The organism is Nostoc sp. FACHB-280, assembly GCF_014697615.1.
Lineage (GTDB): Bacteria > Cyanobacteriota > Cyanobacteriia > Cyanobacteriales > Nostocaceae > Nostoc_B.
In genome coordinates this window covers 162,163-177,959 of sequence record NZ_JACJSD010000007.1, presented here as the reverse complement: position 1 = coordinate 177,959, position 15,797 = coordinate 162,163, and the positions used below count along the sequence as shown (strand labels likewise).

Sequence of the window (15,797 nt, the reverse complement as noted above, 5' to 3'; positions counted from 1 at the left end):
AACAAACACAAATCATCTTCCTGAACTATCTGCATTCATCCGCGTTTATCGGCGGTTAAAAATTTAATTAACAGTAGACTTAGCAATTACTCCCAACTGCAAACCCGGCGGATAACTACCTTCTTCTTTAATCCGCTTAATTTCCACATCGGTGAATGGAATACTTAACTTTTGTGCAACTGCACTCACAATATCACCCCGGTCAATTACGCCAGCTACCGCACCAGCCGGAGAAAGTACAGTAATACGTGGTAACTGTTCATTTTCTAGTTTGTTAATCACTTCTGCGATCGCAGTTGATTCGGGGACTGTTGGTATTTCTGTGAGAGGATGAACAATAGTTTGCAGAGTGAGGGTTTCCCATTCACTTCTTTCGACTAAGCGCAAATCCTCAATCGCCACCAGACCACGATAACGACCATCGGATGCAGCAAAATAAACTTGTGGTGCAGCACTTTCTAATAAATATGCGTCAGCAAAGGCGCGTAAACTTTGGCCAGCATCAACTACGCGAAAGTCGCGTGTCATCGCACTACTAGCGACCATTTTCAACAAAGTTTCTTGTAAGGTAGTCACGCGGTCGTAGGTGTTGGCGTTACGAATCCCAAACCAACCAATCAGCGCAATCCACAAACCGAGTGCTAATTCTCTTGTAAAGAAGTCTACCGCAAATCCTAACGCGATCGCCGCATAACCCAGAATTTGCCCTGATCTTGCAGCCCAGTGTACTGCTTGAAAGCGATCGCCTGTAACTTTCCACAGTGCCGCTTTTAACACCTGACCGCCATCCAACGGTAAGCCAGGAATCAAGTTAAATAAGGCGACAACCAAGTTAATTCTCGCCAAATCTCCCACCATCATACTGAGCGGACTAGTCTCAGGGATGAAAATTGCTACCAGCCGTAATAAGAAAAACAACCCCACACTGACCAAAGGCCCGGCGATGGCTACTTGAAAGGCCTTACCAGGAGTTTTCGATTCTTCTTCAATTGCCGCAATCCCACCAAACAAAAATAGGGTGATGGAATTAACTTTAATACCTTGCGATCGCGCTGCCAAACTGTGACCTAATTCGTGTAACAATACCGAAGCAAATAGCAGCAATGCCATCACTATCCCAGCACTCCAGGCGATGACAGACCCCCATTCTTGGTAAGCCACACCAAAATTGAGAGTTGCGAGTCCTAAAATCACAAACCACAAAGGGTCTAAAAACAACGGGATGCCAAATAAAGTCCCAATTTTCCAATTTGTTTGCATTACATTGTCCTAAATCTACAATCATCCCCAGTTCACTTTATTCACCCACAAGGAATTTCACAACTCCTCTAGGTGGGAAAATCGTTTTATTTACACTAAATAATTTATGTATTAGAAGTTACATTAAAACAGCGATGCCTACCATTAATATTTTACAAACATATCGGCGATCGCTCCTTAGAAAGCGCAAAATACACGATTATAAATTGTAGAGATTTTTAAACCATGTAAAAAATATTTGGGCGTTTGGATGTTGCGGATTTAGGACTTTATACTTAATAGCTTGATGTAATTTATCAACTAAACGAATACATAGCATTCCTAAATTATTCGTAAGCCAAAAGATCCCCGACTTCTCAAAGAAGTCGGGGATATGAGCCTCTCAATTTTCACAAATCAAATATGATTACTATAAGAATACTGAGTTTCCACTCAGCACTTTGCTATACTTCACATTTTACCTGTACCGCATCGCCAAAGATTTGTGGCGCGTTAGGAAGATTTTCCATAACGCACCTTAACATTAACTATTGTGGCTCGGAGGGATTGATTTTAGCTATCGATTTACTATTTGTTACCTGACGAATTGGTAGTTCAACTACAAACTCAGAACCTTTGCCAAGTTCTGAGTGGCAATATATCTTACCTTTATGTTTATCTGTAACAATTTGATAACTGATAGAAAGCCCTAGCCCTGTGCCTTTACCAACAACTTTAGTTGTAAAAAATGGGTCAAACAATCGCGCCAGGATATTTTCTTCTACACCAAATCCATTATCAGCAATCCGAATCGAAATCCAGTCTTTATTCATTAGGGCAGTAGAAATCCGGATTTCGCTAGGTTTTGCTGCTAGTAATTCAGGAGTAGATTGGACATTTCGCTCTTCTAAAGCATCAATAGCATTAGAGAGCAAATTCATAAATACTTGGTTTAATTGACCAGGATAGCATTCAATTAAAGGTAAGGAATCATAATCTTTGATGACATGAATAGTAGGGCTATCGCCTGAAGGCTTTAAGCGGTGTTGCAAAATCATCAATGTACTGTCAATACCTTCGTGAATATTTGCTACTTTAAAATCAGCTTCATCTAAGCGAGAAAAATTGCGTAAAGAGGCGACAATTTCACAAATTCGTTCACTTCCCACTTGCATAGACTGAAATAATTTTGGTAAATCGTCAAAGAGAAATTCGATTTCTGTGTTGCTAAAAAATTCTCGAATTTCCGGTGCAGCATCGGGATGATGTTGGCGATAAAGTTTTACGCAACGTAGTAAATCTTGAGTATATTGGTGCGCGTGTTGCAAGTTGCCGTAAATAAAATTAATTGGGTTGTTAATTTCATGGGCAACTCCCGCGACTAATTGTCCCAAACTTGCCATTTTTTCGGCGTGAATAATTTGCATTTGAGCAGTACGTAACTCGTTCAATGCTTGGGCGAGTTGATTTGCTTCTTCACGGGTTTGACCAAGTAAACTAGATTGTTGGAATAAGTTGGCTTGACGCAAAGCAACGCTGATTTGAGCGGCTACTTGGGTGACAAATTCAAGTTCTTCTTCTTCCCAATGACGTGCATGGGTGCATTGGTGAATGCACAACAAACCCCAGAGTTCATCACCTTCCATGAGGGGGACAACAATTTGGGCTTTGACTTGGAAGCGTTCAATGACATCTAGATGGGGGACTTTGGAACCAATGCTGTTGACATCAGAGATTACTTGCACTTGGCCTTGACGATATTGCGGTGCGAAATGGTCGCCAAAGCAATAGTCTTGTACTTTTACAGACAAGGCAGAATCGAATTTAGGTAGTACGTCTTCAGCGATAAATTCGCCACTACAAAAACCCACATTTGGATCAAAGCGAAATATCCCAACTCGATCTGCTGTGAGCGATCGCCTGATTTCCTGTACTGTAGTCTTGAGGATGGTCTCTAAATCTAATGATTCTCGGATTTTAACCACCAAATCAAATAAAATCCGGCGCTGTTCTGCTGATTTGTGCAGCTCATCGGCGCGAGTCTGCACTTGAGTCATCACTTGAGAACTTTGCAGTGCTACTCCTAGTTGGCTGGCTACCTGTCCCAAAAATTCTACTTCTACAGTATCCCAGTAGCGTGGTGCAGAATGTTGATAAGCTGCCAATAAGCCCCACAAATTTCTGCCGACAAAAATGGGAGTCAATGCGTAGGCACGAATTTTAAATTGCTCTAAAATATCGAGGTGACAGCGAGTGTGTCCAGCTTGGTAGATATCGTGGACAGCAAAATGTTCGTTGTTGCGATAACGTCCGCCTTTGGTTTCTTGTAAATAAGTATCTTCCCAAACGAGATTTTTGCCAAAGGGATTGATGCTATCCCACTGTGCCTCAACCATACCAAAATGACTCACAAATTCGCCACTCCAATCTTGATTAAAGCGATAAACGCCAACTCTCTCGACTCGCAACAGCTTACATACTTCTTGGCAAGTTGTTTTCAAAATCAAATCAATATCTAAAGAGGAGCGAATTTTGCCGACGACTTCTGTGAGTGCGCGTTGACGAGCGATCGCTTCTTGTAAGGCGGTTGCTTGTTGTTTCGATTGGTTCAAATTCTCGGTTTGTTGAATTGCAACCCCTAATTGCGCTCCTACTTGTCCCAAAAACTCAACTTCGTAATTTACCCATTGGCGTGGCCCAGAATGCTGATAGGCGGCAATTAGCCCCCAAAGTTTCGGCCCAGTAAAGATTGGTGCTAAGGCATAAGCACGAATTTTAAATTGCTCTAAAATGTCAATGTGACAACGTGAGTGACCAGCTTGGTAAATATCGTTGACCACAAAACTTTCGTTGTTGCGGTAGCGTCCCCCTTTGGTTTCTTGCATGTGGGTATCTTCCCACACCAAATTTTTGCCAAAGGGGCTGATTCGATCCCACTGCGCTTCCACCATCCCAAATTGGCTGACAAATTCACCACTCCAGTCTTCATTAAAGCGATAAACTGCCGCCCTCTCTAGCTTGAGAAGTTTGCAGAGTTCTTGGCAAGCTGTGTTGAGGATAATTTCGGTATTGACTGATGAGCGAATATTCCCGACGACTTCTGTTAAAGCCCGTTGTCTAGCGATCGCATCTTGCAGTTCGGCGGTGCGTTGTTTGGTTTGCTCAATAATTTCGGCTTGCTGCATCGCTATGCCTAAATGACTGGCGGCTTGTGCTAAAAACTTGACTTCATGATGTTCCCATTGTCGAGCCGCCGAGTGTTGATAAGCTGCCAGTAAACCCCAGAGTTTAGCACCCACAAAAATAGGTGCGATCGCATACGCCCGAATCTGAAACTGTTCTAACACTTCAATATGGCAACGGGCGTGACCTGCATCGTAAATATCAGCTACGGCAAACGGCTCATTAGTGCGATATCTTCCGCCCTGGGTTTCTTGTAAATGAGAATCTTGCCACACCAAGTCTTGACCAAAAGCAATCAGCGTATTCCAAGGTGGTTCGGCAAAACCCAAACGATTAATAAAACTACCACTCCAATCAGAATTGAACTGGTAAATTGCTACACGCTCAATCTTTAACTGGCGACAAAGGTCTTGACAAGAAGTTGAACACAAAGATTCTAACGGTACTGATCCCCGAATTTTAGCTAAAATCCTTGCCAGAATTTTTTGATATTGAACATCAAGTTGTAATTGTTTTTGACATTCATGTAAAGATGTTGTCGCATCATCATCATTTGGTGCCATAAACTGTTAAAAAATGAAACACTTAGTTACAGTGTTCCCGGTTTTAGTTTTTGACTCACAAATAACAACAACAAGTAAGTCAGTGAGAAAAAAGTCACTATCTTAAGAAAGATAAATTGATTTAAAACTCTCTTTTTTCCTGCCTCTTGCCTTGTCCTGACTATAAATATTCACGATGACCTACTTATGTCTTGGGGCTGATTTTCTCATCTTTACAAGACTTTTACGTTGCAGAGCAAAGTGTTGAGTTGGATAAAACACATTAAAATTATGATTCGAGTTTCAATTTTTCATCTTCAAGTTGATTCGCTACTAGTTAATTCTTTCTGCTCGTAGTAACGACAACCTTGACAGGGGCCACAGGGGTTAACAGCGCAACGAATATAACCAGAACGGGCGTTAAATTTACAACTAATGTCACCAATTAAATAGCCTACTCCTTCTAAGTAGTAGCGATCGCCCTCCATAAGTTGGGTATTGTGTCTACCCCTTGTCCCGGCAAAATTCATGGCTGCTTGTCTAAGCTGCGCCCTTGTTCTTAAATGGGTTTTCCTAATTAACCACAAAGAAAACAGGGACGGTAAAAAACCAACGATAATTACCAAAAGTGTCTTTATATTTAACACCTTCTTTTTACCCCTTTTATACGCTGATTGATTGATCGTCCCAGATATGACATTCTAGTTGTTGCCAGAATGCAACTAGGGCGTGGCATCTGGCAAAAAACTACCAGTGCCACTTCAATCAGCATAACCGCTACAACCGATTGGGTGAACCACGGTTAAATTTTTATAACTTTAAGATTTGTTGATTAGCGCCCCCAAGGAAAAAGTTTTTGGTTCAATATCCGCACTTTGTGGGTTTTTTCGGTGTTTTTGTGCAGCTAATCTGCGGTTTTTATTGTGCTGTCTCAGTTTTTGTGCGAGTGATGCGGCTTCTCTTTCTGCACGAAATAAATCAACTTTTCTTGTTGTCAGAATTAAAGAATCATCTGACTTTTGTTTTACCCAAGGAATACTGACTGTAAAGTATTTAAAAACGTTTTTACGAGATTTACCATTTCCTGTCCAATAATTTCTTTGACTGTTGATTGTAGCAGCGATCGCTTTTAATTCTAGAATCTCAGTTTCTAACTCTGCGGCCATTTGATTGATAGTTTGGGCTTGGGCTACTAAACGCTCCCAACCACTGATAATTTTTTCTTCTGGCGGTTGTAAAGGTGCGATCGCAGACTGTGATGCGGAAGGTAAGATGGAACTTTTGTAACTATGTGCAATTTTTTTCATAGTTCCTCTGCTAATGCTACTGAGCTTGTTAGGCATTGTAGCAGCATTTTAATACAAATGTACTAATCAGACAAATTCCGCAAAGATACGATCATGAGTGTACTCCACCGAGAAACGCTGTATGTCTAGTTCACTAACCGAAAAAATTCTGTCTCAACTTCCGGGTGATGTGTTGCGGGGATTACGTCGCACCGATGATATCCTGACAGCCATTCGAGAAAATACTGCACCCATACCAACGGTAGTCAAGGAAAGTCAGCAAGATTTAGATTATCTGGAGTGGGATGTAATTATTTGCGGTGGAACTTTAGGCATTTTAATTGGTTGTGCTTTAGCAGTTAGAGGATTGCGTGTAGCGTTAATGGAGCGCGGAATATTAAAAGGCAGAGAACAAGAATGGAATATTTCGCGCCAAGAATTAGAAGTATTTTTGCAATTAAACTTGTTAACAAAAGCAGAATTAGAAAGTGCGATCGCTACTCAATATAATCCAGCCAGGGTAAGTTTTTATGGTGGTGTAGAAATTTGGGTAGAAAACGTCCTAAATATTGGCGTAGATCCTGTTTATTTACTAGCAACATTAAAAAATAGATTTCTGGCGGCTGGTGGAAAGTTACTAGAAAATACACCTTTTACTGAAGTTGTCATTCATCCCAATGGTGTGATTGTTAATCAGCAATTTGCTGCTAAATTACTCATTGATGCAATGGGACACCTTTCACCCATCAGCAAACAAGCACGCCAAGGCAAAAAACCTGATGCTTTATGTTTAGTTGTGGGAAGTTGCGCTCAAGGTTTTCCGGAAAATCCATCAGGCGATTTGTTGTTATCCTTTACATCCTTGCAGAATCAGTGCCAATACTTCTGGGAAGCTTTTCCCGCTAAAGACGGCAGAACCACCTACTTATTTACCTACATGGATGCCCATCCACAACGCTTGAGTTTAGAAACTTTATTTGAAGAATATCTGCGCCTACTGCCCACATATCAAGGCGTAGAATTGTCAGATTTAAAATTTCAACGGGCGTTATTTGGTTTTTTCCCAACTTACCGCGATAGTCCACTCAAAACCCCCTGGAATCGGATTTTGCCAGCCGGAGATAGCAGTGGAAGTCAATCGCCGTTAAGTTTTGGTGGTTTTGGTGCAATGGTGCGTCACCTGAAACGTTTAACTTTTGGGATTGAAGCAGCACTACAAACAAATCAATTATCTGCACAAGCATTGTCATTACTGCAACCATATCAACCAAATTTGAGCGTGACTTGGTTATTTCAAAAAGCTATGAGTGTGGGGGTAAATCAAAATATTCCCCCAGAACAAATTAATCAGTTGCTGGCGGCGGTATTTGAAGAAATGCAAAAGCTAGGTAATCCAGTCCTCAAGCCATTTTTGCAAGATGTGGTGCAGTTTTCGGCATTAACACAAACATTAATTAAAACTGGGTTATCTCATCCAAAATTAATTGCCAAGATAATTCCCCAAGTTGGTTTAGTTAACTTACTTGATTGGCTGGTGCATTATGGAAATTTAGGTGTTTACACTGCCTTGTTTACTCTGAGTCCAATGTTAGAAACATGGATTAAGAGCCTACCACATCCACAACAATATTACTGGCATCGCTTAATAGATGCTTGGAAGTATGGTTCTGGTGCTGATTACTGCGATGAAAGTTAAATAGTATGTTTGTGAGGATGACATAATGGAACGGAAAGCTGGCAGTATTAAATACTTTGCAGTGTTAATTGGTTTACTGCGCGATCGCCAAGGTTTTTTAGAAGAAGTTCGGCAAGGAATTAGAATCCCTAGTAAGATAATTTCTTTGCTGGTTTGTAGTTCTATTTTTATTGCCATCTACGGGGCAATTATCGGCTCTTCTCATAGTTGGATGCAGGCTATTTCTTCGGCGGTAAAACTACCCGCACTTTATTTAATTACTTTGCTAATTTGTCTACCGACGCTGTTTTTCTCTAATATTATCTTTGGTTCCAAGCGGAGTTTTGGGCAGCATTTTATTTTAGTTCTCACAGCAGTTGCCGTTACAAGTGTCCTACTATTTAGTTTTGCACCCATCACACTGTTTTTCTTGCTCACCACCAATAACTATCAATTTATCCTTGTGTTGAATGTATTAATCTTTGCCATCACAGGATTTATTGGAATTTCCGCTTTATACCAAGCAGCCAATATAGTAATAGAACAAGAGGATGATGGTAGTAAAACTCGCAAGCGAATTTTACAATCTTGGTTGTTTCTTTATGCCTTTGTTGGTAGCCAATTAGGTTGGACTCTCAGACCTTTCTTTGGTTCCCCAATGCACCCCTTTCAACTGTTCCGCGAAAGAGAAGGTAATTTTTATTTGGGTGTAATGAAAGCTATTGGTTATCTTTTGGGATTAAATTAATAGTTTACAGGATTTACGCACAAAGATTTTCTGTGGAGACTGGGTGTAAGGGTGTGGGGGTGAAGGGGTTTTAGATACATACACCCCTTCACCCCTTCACCCTATCTCCAACACTTAATTTTTCGTTATATTTTTATTTTGTACTAGCGATCGCACTTTGGCATTCTTCCACAGAAGCACGTTGTTGCATAGCTTGAACTAAAGCTTGATAACTTGACCAATTTTCTTCTAACAGAGTTTTTGCTTGCAAAACATGAAACCGTTGTTTTTGCTGAAAAGCTGACTCAGAAAAACCCACAACTTTTAAGACTTCCGCCAACTTCGCTTTATCATCACCGCCACCTTCAGCGCGTTCAAATACCAAAGCTTCCGCCGCAATACCAGCCATCCACATTGTGCAGTAACGGTCTAGCATTTGGGCGCTGATCGAACCTTTTTCTAATTGTGCAGCTAACTCAGCATCATTAAAAGCAACACCGCCTTGTCCTGGTTGTCCTTGTCGCCAAGCTTCCCAGGCGCTGAGGGTGTAGCCAGTGACGGGAATACCCAGCACCGAAGCTACCAAAAAATGTCCCGCTTCATGGTGGATAATGCGATCGCGGTGTTCACTCGAAAATCCCGCAATCCAATCTAGCAAGATAGTTCCACCCTTACCTTGCAAGCTAAAACTGTCTAAAGTAGCGATTCCCAAAATGGTGAACGTGGCGAGTGCTGGTACTGTCGGCGATAAGTTGATTAATGGCCCCAGCAATACCGAGAAAGTCATCAGAAAGACTGATATGGCTACTAAATTGAGGGCTGTTTGGCTCATTGTCAGTTTTTTAACTCAGGCTTAATCTTTCTTAATTATGGGGCGATCGCTCCATTTTTGAGTAGGATTTCTGATAGTCTGCATAGATAGACTGGGTTTTTCTATAGCAATCCTCAATAATCTCCCCCTAGTCTCCCTTGTCCGCCTTGTCTCCCTTTTCTATATCTAAACTTCCAGAAATGCCCATAATTCATCAATTAATCGAAATTGCCACCGAACCAGGAATTAATATTCACAACATCACCCCACAAATCAAAGATTTAATTGCTCAAACCTCAATCAAAAACGGACAAGTTTTAGTCTTCTCCCGCCACACAACAACAGCTTTAGCCATCAATGAATATGAAGTCAGATTATTAGAAGATATCAAAGTATTCTTTGCTAAATTAGCACCAGCATCAGACCGTTACTTACACAACGATTTGCATTTACGAGATGTTCCAGAAGATGAGCCAATGAATGCCCATTCTCATTTACTAGCAATGATGTTAAGTACCAGTGAAGTAATTCCGATTGTGGATGGAAAATTAGCTTTAGGAACTTGGCAATCTGTATTATTTTTTGAATTAGATGGGCCGCGTCAACGAACCGTATCTGTGCAGATTTCCGGCGAGTGAAACTTATGAATATTATTCAACCGAAACGTTTCACCTTGGATGAATACCACAAACTTACAGAATTAGGCTTTTTTCATGAAGATGAACATATTGAATTAATCAACGGGGAAATTATTCAAATTATATGTAAGGGTACAGCCCACGCAACTTGTTTAAGAAATTTATTACGAGAACTACCAAAATTAGTAAGAGATAGGGCAACATTACAATCTAAAGCACCAATTACTTTACCTCCCAATAGTGAGCCTGAAACTGATTTCGCTATTGTCAAAAACCGTCCTGATAATTATCTATCGGCTCATCCTAGCCCTGCTGATGTTTTGTTAGTAATGGAAGTTGCCGACTCTTCATTAAGTTATGACCAAGATGTGAAAATTTCTCTTTACGCTCAAGCTGGTATTTCTGATTATTGGATATTTAATTTATTCGATAATTATTTAGAATGTTACAGCGAATCTTATCAAGACAATCACGGTAAATATGGTTATTTAAATAAGCGAATTGTTTTACCTAATCAAGTAGTAGCGTTACCCTGTTTCCCTGATTTATCTTTAGAGTTAAGCAAGGTATTTTCGAGTAAGAACTAATTACTTTAAGATTTCTTTATAAAAAAAATTACCAGTATGCACTTGACATTACCACAATTATACGTGTTATATTTTTTGCAGCACAGCAATCAATCATCCAAGAGCTAAGGCTTAGGTTGGTGGTTACATAGGTTGTACTTTGTTATGCCTAGGTAAGCTTGTAGTCTGTGAACTGGGTAGTTACGGGTTAAAGTATTTAGCTAAATAATAGGTTTTGGTTAAATACTTTTGCTCGTAGCTACCCAGGCGTTAGACTATTAGCTTTCCTGTTCATAACAAAGTGCAAAGTTTGTAACTTTTAACTTAAAGGCTTTGTGTAGGTGTTTATTTATAAGATGAACATTCTATGCAGCTATTTGCTAAAGCAAAGGCGATTTTTGAATGCTGTTGAGCAAAACTCACAATTCTTCAGGTAAGAATATGTTTGAAAAAACAAGCTGGCAGCAACCTTTAGTTTCAATCTATTGGGACTATCAAAATGTCTCTAACATAAAAATAGCTAAAGATTCGTTATTATTAGCTAATTCATTAGGTTGTATCAATAACCGAAAAGTTTATAGCAATTGGTGTAACGCTAGTAAAGTTAAAAAAGCTTTAGAAAATCTGAATTTTGATTGTATTCATGTAGGTAATAAGTTTAAAAATGCTGTAGACTTTAAAATTGTCATGGATTGTGTTTGTGATAATTCTGATATATCTATTCTTATTTCTGGAGATAGTTATTGTGAAATACTAATTGATGATTTGCACTTAAAAAGTAAAAAAGTAGTAATTCTAGCTCAGGAAAAAAGTGTTAGAAACAGCCTGAAATTTCTTGCTGATAAATTTTACTATACAAGTGAGTTAAAGAATTTATTTAGAAACAGATTAGACTGATTGAAAGAGTTTTTAAAACCCAGTTCGGGAAAAACTGGGTTTTATGTAAACTACATCAATTTGGATTTTTTGCATATTTTAGATGCAATCTAATCGCGGAGTTTTCTAAAAATCAATAATTTGTAACTAAGTTAAAAATAACATGCACAAACTTCTAACATTTCGGAATGAAAAACTTTTACGTCATGCGCTGACTCACCGTTCTTATGTTCATGAAAACCCAGGAGAAGGGGAACATAATGAACGCTTGGAATTTCTCGGTGATGCTATACTCAACTTTTTAAGTGGTGAATATCTTTATCGCCACCACCCAGAAAAGGGAGAAGATGAATTAACTCGCCGACGTTCTGCATTAGTAGATGAAAAGCAATTAGCTAAATTTGCTGAAGAAGTTGGTATAGATTTTAGAATGCGGTTAGGAAGAGGAGCGATTTTAGATGGTGGTTTTCAAAATCCTAATTTGCTGAGTAGCACTTTTGAAGCTGTTGTGGGTGCTTATTATTTAGATAGTAATTCTGATATTGAAGCAGTAAGAGCTATTGTTGAACCATTGTTTGATTCTGTCCCTGAACAAATTGTTGTAGTTCGCTCAAATGTAGACTCAAAAAACCGTTTTCAAGAATGGGTACAACGCAATATCACAATAAACCCGCCTGAATACGTCACAAAGCAGGTAGGTGGTTTGTCTCACGCACCAATATTCACCGCAAAAGTATTTGTTGATGGTAAAGAGTATGGAGAAGGAAAGGGACGTAACAAAAAAGATGCGGAAAAAGCTGCTGCTGAAAATGCACTGGCTAAGTTGAAACAAGAAGGTATGTTGTAGAGATTGATATAACTTCTAAGTGTTTGGAGAAGTTAGCCTTGGTTGTGGTTGATTACTTCTAGATTGTGCTTTCATCCATTGAAAAGACACAAGGTTTAATAACAAACCGATGAGTAATAAAATCACCATCAAGGTTATCTGATACCACAGAATTGGCTGCACAAATAAATCTGCTACAAGATGAAGCAAATTCATAACGCTATAAAACACAGTCAATGCAAAATGCGACACGCGGTAGCGTTTAGATTCCGTAAAAGAAGTAGCAATTATCGCCAATATTGGTAGTGTAAAAAATCCCAACATCAGCCACAAAATTACAGAAATATCACTCAGTTGTGAGGCGTGTTGAGATTCAGCTACAGATAAACCATGAAACAAAGGCATTAAACCTAGTTGTGTATGAAACAATGTTCCTAGGAGAAATGCTGTCCATAGAGTAATGATTCGTTCTCTATAATTCAGCATGATGAAACCTTCTCGATTTATAGTCGCCCAGCTTTTAATTTAGGGAAAAAATCTGAGGAACTTGTGAAGGATGTAATTATTTCTATCAGGTATTGATTTTTAAGGGGAAAGTTACAGTAAATGTGGAACCAACGCCTAGCTGAGATTCTAAATTGATTTCGCCTTGGAGTAATTTGACTAACCGAGAAACGATCGCCAGCCCTAATCCTGTACTATCAGGTAGGTAAGTGCGATCGCCTTTACTCACACGATAATAGGGTTCAAATATCCGCGCTTGGTTTTCTGGCGCAATTCCAATTCCTGTGTCAGCAACCGTAAATGACCAAGTATTTTCGTCTAAAATTTGACAGCTAATCTTGACACTACCCGACTCTGTATAGCGAATGGCGTTACTGATAAGATTAGTAATCACTTGTTGTAATTGAAATTCATCTGTGAAAATTTCTTGTGGACAGCGATCGCAGTCTACAATAATTTGTAAATCTTTCTCTTCTGCTAACGGTTCCAACATTTCACACACATTAATTACTAATTCTGTGACATTGGTAGGCGCGATTTGTAGTTGTACTTTACCCGCATCATATCTGGATAGTTCTAATACATCATTAATTAAGCGCAGCAAGTGTCTGCCATTGCGTAATACTCGCTCGATATGTTCTAAATTTGTATAAGAGTCTTTAATATCATAATTCCGTTTTTGTTGTCTTAAAAATAAATCAGAATAGCCAATAATTGATGTTAAAGGATGTTTCAATTCGTGGGCGAGTTGGGAAAATGTATCTTGATTAGCATTAATTAACCGGGTTAGTTCTTCGTTATGCAGAGTTAATGATAAATGTAGGTGCTTTAATTCTCGCAAACGCTCTTCAACATAACTCTTAAAACACCGTGCGATCGCTTCATCTATTACAGCATCAATTAAACGCATATAACGCACAATTTCCACTGGCGTTCCTTGCAATAAATCTGACTCTAAAGTATCAAATATTACTATTCTTAATAAGCGATATTCTCTGGCAATTTCTGTTGGGTCAAAACCTTGTTCCGCCCGCAATAACCCATGCTGCCAACTGGCTTTGAGTATCGACTTGATATCACTTTCCTGAGATGGGGCAAGTACACTAATCATGGCGCAAAACACATCAGGAATGTGATTTTTAATCGCTGTATAAGACAAGTCATCAGCACTTTCAATCTGCCTGTCTTGCCGAACTGCTGCCACCCATTTCTCAATAATACTGTTAGTATTTTCAGCCAGTATGAGACTAAAATCCATTACGTTAATTTTTGTAAAGATTTAGTGAGGGAATTTGTAACTAGAACTAGTGTATCGAGAATGGTGATTTTTTGGTGCCGAATTAACCGAATCATTCAACTATAACAAGTAGGAAACTACGTACCTATAGAGATAGATTTTAGCTATTGAGATTGAATTTTTTGGCTTTTTGTTGAGTAATACTTACGAGGTAATAGTAGATATTTGTTACACATCATTGATAGCCCAAAGGATAAATAAATTAAGCAATATCAATCAATAGAATCTATCCCTGGAAGTTGTTTTTACTGGACAGCAATGTTATATTTCGCTATATTGTTTTCAATTCGAGTAAGTCAGCCTAATTCAGCGCGTCAAAGTACGTAACGCTGAAACGGAGGAACCAAATTTTGGGGCGTATCTTAGTAGAAGTGAAAAGTAAAAAGTGACTAAGAGTTGAACTCAGCACTCAGCACTCATTACTCAGCACTCTAAAAGAAGGGCATCTCTCAGCCCTAGCCCGTCAGCTAACTTCGTAGGCATTGAGAGGAGACTGAAGAGATAGCATTTTTCTAATGTGTTGATCTCATCAGTGTCCAAGGCTGGTACTGCTCAGATTTTTGTACCCGTACTGAAACCTGCTGAGGTTAAATATGATATTGCAATTAAATTTAGCAGCGATCGCGGCGATCGCCGGTAAAGCTGTATGGCAGAAAAGCAAGCCCATTATTACTAAAGATGTCGTCTTTCTACCTATTCTGGGTTTTTTAGGCATTATTTTGCTGTGGTGGGCAGTTGCTTTAGTCAACCATGAATTAATGCCCACACCACCAGAGGCGTTAATTGCTAACTTAGACTACATATTAAATCCTTTTTATCAACGCGGGCCGGGTAATTTGGGCATTGGTTGGCTGTTACTAGCCAGTCTGCGCCGCGTGTTGATTGGTTTTTCGTTAGGTGCAGTCGTCGCCATTCCCTTGGGATTTCTCATTGGGATGTCTAAGCCAGCAATGTTAGCCCTCAACCCCATTATTCAGATATTTAAACCAGTATCACCCTTGGCTTGGTTGCCCATTGCTTTAGCTATCTTTAACTTGGCAGACCCCTCAGCAATTTTTGTAATTTTCATCACCTCCTTGTGGCCGACCATTATTAACACAGCCCTGGGAGTCGCCAGCGTTCCCAAAGATTATATAGATGTGGCACAGGTGTTAGAAATGCCACGCTGGCGCAGAATCACTAAAATTATTTGGCCTGCCAGTTTACCTTATATCTTCACAGGCTTGCGAATTAGCTTAGGCATTGCTTGGTTAGTTATTGTCGCCGTCGAAATGTTGACAGGCGGTATTGGTATTGGCTTTTTTGTTTGGGATGAATGGAGTCGGTTGAATCTCAGTTCTGTTTTTCTGGCTGTATTTGTCATTGGTTTAACTGGACTAATTCTCGATTTCGCCGTTGGTAAACTCCAAGAATTTGTCACTCATCGCCCAACAACTGCGAAATAACAGAATTTAAGACATTACCTAATTAAATCAAAACTCTTGTGGGGTGGGCATCTTGCCCGCCCAAAATATCAGGGACGGGTGAGGACACCCATCCCACAAGAACTTAAAATCATCTCCTTTCGTAAAAGGTGGTCAGATCCCCGACTTCTTAAAGAAGTCGGGGATCTCGCAGCCCATCAAAA

At 39.6% G+C, this 15,797-nt stretch carries 15 protein-coding genes and 1 riboswitch; of the genes, 8 read left to right on the top strand and 7 right to left on the bottom strand.

Annotated features, from left to right (window positions below):
• Positions 1-63 precede the first annotated feature (63 nt).
• From H6G75_RS07650 to H6G75_RS07635, 4 genes are all read right to left on the bottom strand, one after another.
• Positions 64-1,260: a site-2 protease family protein gene (locus H6G75_RS07650; protein ID WP_190979342.1), complete on the bottom strand. Its 1,197-nt coding sequence runs from the start codon at positions 1,258-1,260 to the stop codon at positions 64-66.
• Between the two features lie 527 nt (positions 1,261-1,787).
• Positions 1,788-4,985, bottom strand: coding sequence for a GAF domain-containing protein (locus H6G75_RS07645; RefSeq protein ID WP_190979341.1), 3,198 nt, complete (start codon positions 4,983-4,985; stop codon positions 1,788-1,790).
• 296 nt (positions 4,986-5,281) lie between these two features.
• Positions 5,282-5,611 carry a DUF6464 family protein gene (locus H6G75_RS07640; RefSeq protein WP_190979340.1) on the bottom strand — a complete coding sequence of 110 codons (330 nt, stop codon included), beginning with the start codon at positions 5,609-5,611 and terminating at the stop codon, positions 5,282-5,284.
• A gap of 171 nt (positions 5,612-5,782) precedes the next feature.
• The gene (locus tag H6G75_RS07635; protein ID WP_242051474.1) at positions 5,783-6,271 is read right to left on the bottom strand and encodes a hypothetical protein; all 489 of its coding nucleotides are present in this window, start codon (positions 6,269-6,271) and stop codon (positions 5,783-5,785) included.
• A gap of 121 nt (positions 6,272-6,392) precedes the next feature.
• Between H6G75_RS07635 and H6G75_RS07630 the strand changes: the two genes are divergently transcribed.
• Both H6G75_RS07630 and H6G75_RS07625 read left to right on the top strand, forming a co-directional pair.
• Positions 6,393-7,946 (top strand): NAD(P)/FAD-dependent oxidoreductase, encoded by a 1,554-nt coding sequence (locus tag H6G75_RS07630; RefSeq protein ID WP_190979338.1) that lies wholly within the window; start codon positions 6,393-6,395, stop codon positions 7,944-7,946.
• Positions 7,947-7,968: 22 nt separating this feature from the next.
• The gene (locus H6G75_RS07625; RefSeq protein WP_190979390.1) at positions 7,969-8,673 is read left to right on the top strand and encodes an actin-binding WH2 domain-containing protein; all 705 of its coding nucleotides are present in this window, start codon (positions 7,969-7,971) and stop codon (positions 8,671-8,673) included.
• A 133-nt stretch (positions 8,674-8,806) separates the two neighbouring features.
• Here H6G75_RS07625 and H6G75_RS07620 read toward each other — a convergent pair whose 3' ends face one another.
• Entirely contained in the window at positions 8,807-9,484 is a 678-nt protein-coding gene (locus tag H6G75_RS07620; protein ID WP_190979337.1) for an ATP-dependent Zn protease, read from the bottom strand.
• 179 nt (positions 9,485-9,663) lie between these two features.
• Between H6G75_RS07620 and H6G75_RS07615 the strand changes: the two genes are divergently transcribed.
• The 4 genes from H6G75_RS07615 (at position 9,664) to rnc (ending at position 12,390) form a co-directional block, all read left to right on the top strand.
• Positions 9,664-10,101: a secondary thiamine-phosphate synthase enzyme YjbQ gene (locus tag H6G75_RS07615; RefSeq protein WP_190979336.1), complete on the top strand. Its 438-nt coding sequence runs from the start codon at positions 9,664-9,666 to the stop codon at positions 10,099-10,101.
• A 5-nt stretch (positions 10,102-10,106) separates the two neighbouring features.
• Complete coding sequence (locus H6G75_RS07610; protein WP_190979335.1) at positions 10,107-10,688, top strand: Uma2 family endonuclease; 582 nt, start codon at positions 10,107-10,109, stop codon at positions 10,686-10,688.
• Between the two features lie 420 nt (positions 10,689-11,108).
• Positions 11,109-11,564, top strand: a complete 456-nt coding sequence (locus H6G75_RS07605) for an NYN domain-containing protein (protein ID WP_190979334.1) — start codon at positions 11,109-11,111, stop codon at positions 11,562-11,564.
• 142 nt (positions 11,565-11,706) lie between these two features.
• Entirely contained in the window at positions 11,707-12,390 is a 684-nt protein-coding gene (gene rnc / locus H6G75_RS07600) for a ribonuclease III (protein ID WP_190979333.1), read from the top strand.
• Positions 12,391-12,405: 15 nt separating this feature from the next.
• On the opposite strand, the gene H6G75_RS07595 is transcribed toward rnc, so the two are convergent.
• Together H6G75_RS07595 and H6G75_RS07590 are read right to left on the bottom strand one after the other, a co-directional pair.
• Entirely contained in the window at positions 12,406-12,858 is a 453-nt protein-coding gene (locus H6G75_RS07595) for a hypothetical protein (RefSeq protein ID WP_190979389.1), read from the bottom strand.
• Between the two features lie 82 nt (positions 12,859-12,940).
• Positions 12,941-14,131 (bottom strand): sensor histidine kinase, encoded by a 1,191-nt coding sequence (locus H6G75_RS07590; protein ID WP_190979332.1) that lies wholly within the window; start codon positions 14,129-14,131, stop codon positions 12,941-12,943.
• A 327-nt stretch (positions 14,132-14,458) separates the two neighbouring features.
• Positions 14,459-14,667: riboswitch (cyclic di-AMP (ydaO/yuaA leader) on the top strand.
• Positions 14,668-14,687: 20 nt separating this feature from the next.
• Here H6G75_RS07590 and H6G75_RS33475 point away from each other — a divergent pair.
• Together H6G75_RS33475 and ntrB are read left to right on the top strand one after the other, a co-directional pair.
• Positions 14,688-14,810, top strand: a complete 123-nt coding sequence (locus H6G75_RS33475) for a hypothetical protein (protein ID WP_277884077.1) — start codon at positions 14,688-14,690, stop codon at positions 14,808-14,810.
• Positions 14,764-15,615, top strand: coding sequence for a nitrate ABC transporter permease (ntrB, locus tag H6G75_RS07585; RefSeq protein ID WP_190979331.1), 852 nt, complete (start codon positions 14,764-14,766; stop codon positions 15,613-15,615). The genes H6G75_RS33475 and ntrB overlap by 47 nt, the downstream gene beginning before the upstream one ends.
• Positions 15,616-15,797 lie beyond the last annotated feature (182 nt).

Coding starts and splice junctions, on each gene's coding strand:
- H6G75_RS07650 (WP_190979342.1), bottom strand. CDS start 1,260: ATGCAAACAAATTGGAAAATTGGGACTTTATTTGGCATCCCGTTGTTT.
- H6G75_RS07645 (WP_190979341.1), bottom strand. CDS start 4,985: ATGGCACCAAATGATGATGATGCGACAACATCTTTACATGAATGTCAA.
- H6G75_RS07635 (WP_242051474.1), bottom strand. CDS start 6,271: ATGAAAAAAATTGCACATAGTTACAAAAGTTCCATCTTACCTTCCGCA.
- H6G75_RS07630 (WP_190979338.1), top strand. CDS start 6,393: ATGTCTAGTTCACTAACCGAAAAAATTCTGTCTCAACTTCCGGGTGAT.
- H6G75_RS07620 (WP_190979337.1), bottom strand. CDS start 9,484: ATGAGCCAAACAGCCCTCAATTTAGTAGCCATATCAGTCTTTCTGATG.
- H6G75_RS07615 (WP_190979336.1), top strand. CDS start 9,664: ATGCCCATAATTCATCAATTAATCGAAATTGCCACCGAACCAGGAATT.
- H6G75_RS07610 (WP_190979335.1), top strand. CDS start 10,107: ATGAATATTATTCAACCGAAACGTTTCACCTTGGATGAATACCACAAA.
- H6G75_RS07605 (WP_190979334.1), top strand. CDS start 11,109: ATGTTTGAAAAAACAAGCTGGCAGCAACCTTTAGTTTCAATCTATTGG.
- rnc (WP_190979333.1), top strand. CDS start 11,707: ATGCACAAACTTCTAACATTTCGGAATGAAAAACTTTTACGTCATGCG.
- H6G75_RS07590 (WP_190979332.1), bottom strand. CDS start 14,131: ATGGATTTTAGTCTCATACTGGCTGAAAATACTAACAGTATTATTGAG.
- ntrB (WP_190979331.1), top strand. CDS start 14,764: ATGATATTGCAATTAAATTTAGCAGCGATCGCGGCGATCGCCGGTAAA.